The organism is Arthrobacter sp. GCM10027362, from assembly GCF_042679445.1.
Classification (GTDB): domain Bacteria; phylum Actinomycetota; class Actinomycetes; order Actinomycetales; family Micrococcaceae; genus Crystallibacter.
The window spans coordinates 1-5,572 of record NZ_JBHTML010000225.1 but is presented as its reverse complement, the minus strand read 5'-3'; the positions used below and the strand labels follow the sequence as shown (position 1 = coordinate 5,572).

At 71.3% G+C, this 5,572-nt stretch carries 5 protein-coding genes; 3 read left to right on the top strand and 2 right to left on the bottom strand.

What is annotated here, in order from left to right:
- On the top strand, positions 1-839 hold an 839-nt coding region (locus ACFQ36_RS20245; protein ID WP_377016935.1), incomplete at its 5' end, for a sirohydrochlorin chelatase.
- A 19-nt stretch (positions 840-858) separates the two neighbouring features.
- Here ACFQ36_RS20245 and ACFQ36_RS20240 read toward each other — a convergent pair.
- Both ACFQ36_RS20240 and ACFQ36_RS20235 read right to left on the bottom strand, forming a co-directional pair.
- Entirely contained in the window at positions 859-2,643 is a 1,785-nt protein-coding gene (locus ACFQ36_RS20240) for a phospho-sugar mutase (RefSeq protein ID WP_377016933.1), read from the bottom strand.
- Positions 2,644-2,713: 70 nt separating this feature from the next.
- Positions 2,714-3,514, bottom strand: a complete 801-nt coding sequence (locus tag ACFQ36_RS20235; RefSeq protein WP_377016931.1) for a purine-nucleoside phosphorylase — start codon at positions 3,512-3,514, stop codon at positions 2,714-2,716.
- Between the two features lie 87 nt (positions 3,515-3,601).
- Here ACFQ36_RS20235 and ACFQ36_RS20230 point away from each other — a divergent pair, with 87 nt between their 5' ends.
- Positions 3,602-5,005, top strand: a complete 1,404-nt coding sequence (locus ACFQ36_RS20230; RefSeq protein ID WP_377016929.1) for an NAD(P)H-quinone dehydrogenase — start codon at positions 3,602-3,604, stop codon at positions 5,003-5,005.
- Between the two features lie 161 nt (positions 5,006-5,166).
- A partial coding sequence (locus ACFQ36_RS20225; RefSeq protein WP_377016927.1) for a response regulator transcription factor occupies positions 5,167-5,572 on the top strand: 406 nt, incomplete at its 3' end.

Genomic DNA, 5,572 nt, shown 5'->3' with positions numbered 1-5,572 from the left:
CCGGCCCCGCGCTCGGGGGCACCGGGCGCTCGGCGGCACCGGTCCGGAAGCGCATCCCCTTGCCGGCTCCGGAGGGGGAGCTGCCCGAGGCGGTGACCTGCGAACCTTGGGGCGGCATGGTCGCCGCTGCCCCAATCGCAACTGCAACTGCCTTGGTGGCAGCCTCGCACGGCACCTCCTCGCCCGCCGGACAGGCGGCGCTCGCTGCACTGGTGCGGGCCGTGGCCCGGCGCCGGCCGGACCTGAACGTAATCGAGTCGTTTGTGGATGTCCAGCAGCCGGACGTGCCCACGGTGCTCGCCGGACTGCGGGAAAGGACACGGGTGGTGCCGCTGCTGCTCTCGGCCGGCTACCACGTGCATGTGGACCTGGCCGAGGCGGCAGGGCAGCAGCACGGAACCACCGTCAGCGGCGCGCTGGGACCGGACGGCCGGCTGGTCAGGGTGCTGGCCCGCCGCCTGGAGCAGGCAGGGCTGCGCCGCGGCGACCGCGTGGTGCTGGCCTGTGCCGGCTCCACGGACCGGCGGGCGGTGGCCGACTGTGAGCAGACGTCCCGGATGCTGGGGGAGTATCTTGGCCGGCCGGTCTCCGCCGGTTATATCTCGGCCGCCCGGCCCGCACTCAAGGATGCCGTCGCCGCCGAGCGGGAGCGGATCAACGGCACCCGGGCGGGCGGCGCCCGCGTGGTCGTGGCCACCTACCTGCTGGCCCCGGGCTTTTTCGCCTCGCTGGCCGCGGACTGCGGCGCCGATGTGGTGGCCGAGCCGCTGCTGGTGGCCGGCGAGGAACCGCCCGCGGACCTGGTCGACCTGGTCCTGGACCGGTTCGGGTGCGTTTGATCCCTGCCGCGCCCGATTCCTACAGCCCCAGGGCGTCGCTGATGTCCTCACGGATCATGTCGATCACCCCGGCGATCTCGGCCCGGGCCGGTGCCAGCAGGTCCGCCGCCGGCACCGGGCGGATGACCTCGATGTAGCACTTGAGCTTGGGCTCGGTGCCGCTGGGCCGGATGATCACCCGCGAATCGTCGCGGGTGAGGTACTCCAGCCCCTCGGTCGGCGGCAGCCCGCCGGCTCCCGCCGCCAGGTCCACCACGGAGGCCACCGGCGATCCGCCGAAGGACTCCGGCGGGGTGTCCCGCAGGCGCTTCATCATCGCGTCCAGCAGATCCAGGCTGCCAACCCGTACGGAGAGCTGGTCGGTGGCATGGATGCCGTGCGCCAGCTGCAGTTCGTCCAGGTCCGCGAGCAGGCTCCGGCCGGCGGCCGCCGCGTCCGCGGCCAGCTCCGCGGCCAGCAGGGCGGCGGAAATTCCGTCCTTGTCCGCGACCAGGCCGGGTGCCACGCAGTAGCCGAGCGCTTCCTCGTAGCCGTAGGCCAGGCCCGGCACCCGGGCAATCCATTTGAAGCCGGTGAGCGTCTGCACGTGCCCGAACCCTGCGGCCGCGGCGATCCTGCCCAGCAGCCGGGAGGAGACGATCGAGTTGGCAAAGACGGCCGGCACGCTGCCTTCCGGCGTCCCGCCGGCCGGGCCGGCCTGCAGCCGGGCTACCATATGCGCCCCGAGCAGGGCGCCGACCTCGTCGCCGCGCAACATCGACCACCTGCCGGTTTCCGGAACCTTCAGCGCCACGGCCAGGCGGTCCGCGTCCGGGTCATTGGCCAGCACGATGTCCGCGTCCAGCTCCTCGGCCGCGGCCAGGGCCAGGTCCAGGGCGCCGGCCTCCTCCGGGTTGGGGAAGGCCACGGTGGGGAAGTCCGGATCCGGCGCGGCCTGTGCTTCCACCAGGTGCACGTCGGCGAAGCCGGCCTTGTGCAGCACGTCCAGGGCGGTCCGGCCGCCGACGCCGTGCAGGGGCGTGAGCACGATCTTCAGCCTGCGGTGCGGAAACAAATCCGGCCGGACGGTGCCGGCCACCGCGTCCACGTAGGCGTCCTCGATGGAGCCGTCCTGACCGGAGGCGGGCAGCGTGCTCCAGCCGGCTTCGGCCAGTTCAATCGTCCGCAGCGCCGGGGCGTAGTCGATGCGGGCGGCAATTTCGGCGTCGTACGGGGGCACGATCTGCGCGCCCCGGCCTTCGGCGGGCACGGCGCGGCCGCCCAGGTAGACCTTGTAGCCGTTGTCCTGCGGCGGGTTGTGGCTGGCGGTGACCATTACGCCGCCGTCGCAGTCCAGGGCTTTGACCGCATAGGCAAGCACCGGCGTCGGCAGGGCCGCGGGCATCAGGAAGGTTTCCAGGCCCAAGGCGGTGAAGACGGCCGCAGATTCGGCGGCGAACGCCTCCGAGTTGTGCCGGGCGTCAAAGCCGACCACTACGCGCGGGGTGTAGGCACCGGCGGCGGTGTCCAGCAGGAACCTTCCCAGCCCTGCCGCGGTGCGTCTGACCACCACGCGGTTCATCCGCGCCGGGCCGGCACCGAGGGCGGCACGCAGGCCCGCGGTGCCGAACGCCAGGGTACCCGCGAAGCGGTCCGCCAGTTCGGCCCGTGCGGCGGCACCGGCCTGGCTGTCCTCCGCCGCCCGGCCGAGGAGTTCGCGCAGTTCGGCGGCGGTCTGCGGGTCCGGGTCCTCGGCCAGCCAGGCCTCGGCGGCGGCCAGGGGCTCGGGAGGGAGGGGGACCGGGGGGAGGGGAGATGAAGTCATCGAAACTACCTGCGCTTCGTCGGCGCCGGATGCTCCGGCGGGCCTGCGGACGGACGGTGGAACCTGCCGGCTAGAGCTTGGCAACGATGCCGGCCAGGAGCCTGGAGATGCGCGGGCCTGCGGCCGCGCCGGCCGCCAGGACCTCCCCGTGGCTGAGCGGCACCGGGCTGAGGCCGGCGGCCAGGTTGGTGACCAGCGAGACTCCGAAGACCTCCATGCCGGCATGCCGGGCGGCGATCGCCTCGAGCGCGGTGGACATCCCCACCAGGTCCGCGCCGATCAGCCTGGCATAGCGGACCTCGGCCGGGGTTTCATAGTGCGGGCCGGTGAACTGCACATACACGCCCTCGTCCAGCCCCGGGTCCACTTCCCGGGCGATGGCCCGGATCCGTGCCGAATACAGGTCCGTCAGGTCCACGAAGGTGGCCCCCTCCAGCGGGGAGGCGCCCGTGAGGTTGATGTGGTCACTGATCAGCACCGGCGTGCCCGCGGGCCAGGCCGGATTCAAGCCGCCGCAGCCGTTGGTCAGGACCACGGTCCGGCAGCCGGCCGCGGCCGCGGTGCGCACGCCGTGGACCACGGCGTGCACCCCCTTGCCCTCGTAGTAGTGCGTGCGCGCGCCCAGCACCAGGGCGCGCTTGCCGTCCGGGGTGAGGACGGAGCTGATGGTTCCGGCATGGCCTTCGACGGCGGGGGCGGAGAATCCGGGGATCTCCGCGGCGGGCAGTGCATGCGTGGTTTCGCCGATCAGTCCTGCCGCCCCGGCCCAGCCGGAGCCGAGCACCAGGGCCACGTCGTGCCCGGCCACCCCGGTCCGCGCGGCGATGAAGCCGGCGGCCTCGGCGGCCAGGTCAAATGGGTCAGTAGTCACAGGACCTAACCTACCTGCTGGTAGTGCGGCCCTCCACAGCTCCCCGCCAAGTTGAGGCACCTGTGCGGCATGCGACAGAATGAACAGGTGACGACACAAATAGATTTCAGTGCACCGCGCTTTGTCATTCTCGGCGGAGGTCCCGGGGGCTATGAAGCCGCGATGGTGGCCAATTCGCTCGGGGCCAAGGTGACCGTCATCGAACGCAAGGGACTCGGCGGTTCGGCCGTGCTCACCGACGTCGTCCCCTCCAAGACCCTGATTGCCACCGCGGATGCCATGCGCCGCGTAGCCGGTGCCCACGATCTTGGCGTGCGCTTTGATTCGGAGGCCAAGGCAGCCTATGCCGACATGCGCACGGTCAACGAGCGCCTGCTGAAGCTGGCCGAGAGCCAGTCGGCGGATATCCGCCGCGGGCTGGAGCGCGCCGGAGTCAAGATCATCATCGGCGAGGGCCGGCTGCTGGATGCCAACACCTTGTCCGTGACCGCCGAAGACGGTGAGCACACGGTGGAGGCCGACGCCGTCCTGGTGGCTACCGGCGCCACGCCGCGCGAGCTGCCCTCGGCCAGGCCGGACGGCGAGCGGATCTTCAACTGGACGCAGGTCTACAACATGACCGAGGTGCCCGAACACCTGGTCGTGATCGGCTCGGGCGTCACCGGCGCCGAGTTCGCCTCCGCCTACCGCATGCTCGGCACCAAGGTGACCTTGGTCTCCTCCCGTGACCGGGTGCTGCCGGGCGAAGACGCGGACGCCGCCCAGGTGCTCGAGGATGTCTTCGCGCGCAGCGGCATGACGGTGCTGTCCAAGTCCCGGGCCGCGGCGGTGGACCGTACCGGGGACGGGGTCCGGGTCACGCTCTCGGACGGGCGTACCGTGGACGGCTCGCACTGCCTGGTGGCCGTCGGCTCCGTCCCCAACACCGCTGGCATCGGCCTCGAAGAGGCGGGCGTGGCCCTGTCCGAGAGCGGGCATATCAAGGTGGACGGCGTCTCGCGTACCACGGCACCGAACATCTACGCCGCCGGCGACTGCACCGGTGTGCTGGCGCTGGCCTCTGTGGCGGCCATGCAGGGCCGCATCGCGGTGGCGCACCTGCTCGGGGATGTGGTGACACCGCTGAAGCTCAAGCGGGTTGCCTCCAACATCTTCACCAGCCCCGAGATCGCCACCGTGGGTGTGACCGAGGAAGACGTCGCGGCGGGCAAGTACCAGGGCGACATCATCAAGCTGTCCCTGACCACCAACCCGCGGGCCAAGATGATGAATGTTACCGAGGGCTTCGTCAAGATCATCGCGCGCCGCGGCTCGGGCACGGTGATCGGCGGCGTGGTGGTGGCCCCGCGGGCCTCCGAGCTGATCTTCCCGATTGCCATCGCCGTCACCCAGAAGCTGCACGTGGACGACGTGGCGAACACTTTCACCGTCTACCCGTCCCTGACCGGCTCCATCTCCGAGGCCGCCCGGCGCCTGCACGTGCACCTGTAGCCGGACGGTGCCGGCAACGGTGCCACCGGCGGCTGGACTTTCAGCCTGCGGCTTCCGCGGCCCAAGCATGGTCCCGCGCTAGAATTCCAGAGTAACCAGGCCGGGTGAATCTTTTTAGCGGGTTCGCCGGCAGACAGCGTATTGCCATGATGGGGGAATTGATGGCCGACCAGCGGGTTGCCGTGGTGGTGGAGGACGACGCGGATATCCGGGACCTGGTTTCCGTGGTCCTGTCGAGCTCGGGTTTCGTCGTCCATACCGCACCGTCGGGCTCCGCGGGCATTGCGGCGGTGCGCGAGCACGACCCGGCCATCATCACGCTGGATCTGAGCCTGCCGGACCTCGACGGGTTCGAGGTGGCCCGCCAGGTGCGCCAGTTCAGCGACGCGTACATCATCATGCTCACCGCCCGCGCCGAGGAACTGGATACCCTGCTGGGGCTGGAGTCCGGCGCGGACGACTACCTGACCAAGCCGTTCCGGCCGCGCGAGCTGAGGGCGCGGGTGACCGCCATGCTGCGCCGCCCGCGGAGCACGCAGCCACGCGGCTCCGGCCAGGAGGCGGCCC

Coding starts and splice junctions, on each gene's coding strand:
- ACFQ36_RS20240 (WP_377016933.1), bottom strand. CDS start 2,643: ATGACTTCATCTCCCCTCCCCCCGGTCCCCCTCCCTCCCGAGCCCCTG.